We start from the raw sequence: 1,241 nt of genomic DNA, 5'->3' as shown, positions 1-1,241 counted from the left end.
AATTTTTGTTGTAAAATAAAATCAAAAATTTTAGGTATTTCTTAATGGTAAAAGGATTAATCATAGATTTAGATGGAGTTTTAACAAAAGATAAAGCATTAACTCCTTTTGAAGATGCACCTGAATTTATTAATTATTTGAGAAATAAAAATATTAAATTCAAGATAGCAACTAATAATACGCTATATTCTCCTAATCAACTTGTGGATAAATTAAGGGAAGAAAGAATTGATGTTTCTTTTGATAATGTTATAACCCCTCTATACGTTGCTCCTGAGTATTTAAAAAGAAAAAATATAAAGGATATTTATGTAATAGGCTCTGAAAATTTAATTAAATTTTTTAAAGAAAGTTTTAATGTTAGAAATAATCCAGATGTAGAAGCTGTAATCATAGGACAGGATAAAAACTTTAGTTTTGAGAAAATGAAAATTGCAACTACTGCAGTAAAAGAAAATGATGCCCACATACTTGCTTTAAACGCAAATCTAATAACAAAAGATGATGATGGACTTGTTTTTCCTGGAGTTGGCTCAGTGGCTCAGATGTTTTCTTATGCAACTAAAAGGCAGTGGGTACATTTTGGGAAAAATAGTGATGAATATAACAACCAGCTTTTAAAGTATTTCAAAGATATAAATATGGAAGATTTAGCTATTATTAGCGATGATATTTTTACAGATTTAATACCATTTTCCAAAATTGGAATCAAAACAATTTTTATAACAACTGGAAAGTATAAAGAAAAAGATATTCCACAAGATTTTAAACCTGATTATATTGTCTATTCATTAAAACAGCTTAAAGGTGCATTAAATTGATAAAAAAACTAAAAATATATTCAGAACTTGTTAAATTTGAACATACTATTTTTGCTCTTCCTTTTGCCGTAGCTTCTATATTCATAGTTTATAAAGGATTACCAGAAATTGAAAAATTATTTTGGATAATTGTTGCCTTAATTGCAGGTAGAACTGCAGGAATGGCATTTAATAGATTTTTTGACCTTCCTTTTGATAAATTAAACCCCCGCTCTCAAAACTGGGCATCTGTAAAAGGACTTGTAAAGCCTGTGGAAATATTAGCTTTGGCTGTGATTTCTTCTTTGGTTTTGGTATTTTCTGCTTACAAACTAAATAAACTTGCTTTTTATTTATCACCAGTTGCTATTTTACTTCTTATCATTTATCCACTTGGAAAAAGATTTACAAATTTCGTTCATCTTATTTTAGGAGCTGTTT

At 27.7% G+C, this 1,241-nt stretch carries 2 protein-coding genes; both read left to right on the top strand.

Annotated features, from left to right (window positions below):
- Nucleotides 1–44: 44 nt before the first annotated feature.
- Nucleotides 45–821 (top strand): HAD-IIA family hydrolase, encoded by a 777-nt coding sequence (locus HG1285_RS00915; RefSeq protein ID WP_008289527.1) that lies wholly within the window; start codon nucleotides 45–47, stop codon nucleotides 819–821.
- Nucleotides 818–1,241: UbiA family prenyltransferase (locus HG1285_RS00920; RefSeq protein WP_008289526.1), on the top strand; the 424-nt coding region annotated here is incomplete at its 3' end. The genes HG1285_RS00915 and HG1285_RS00920, both read left to right, overlap by 4 nt.

It is taken from the genome of Hydrogenivirga sp. 128-5-R1-1 (genome assembly GCF_000171895.1).
The sequence above is the reverse complement of the archived record's forward strand: the minus strand, read 5'-3'. Positions and strand labels throughout refer to the sequence as shown.

Bases quoted from the DNA above. Each gene is read 5' to 3' on its own strand.
- HG1285_RS00915 (WP_008289527.1), top strand. From the start codon at position 45: ATGGTAAAAGGATTAATCATAGATTTAGATGGAGTTTTAACAAAAGAT.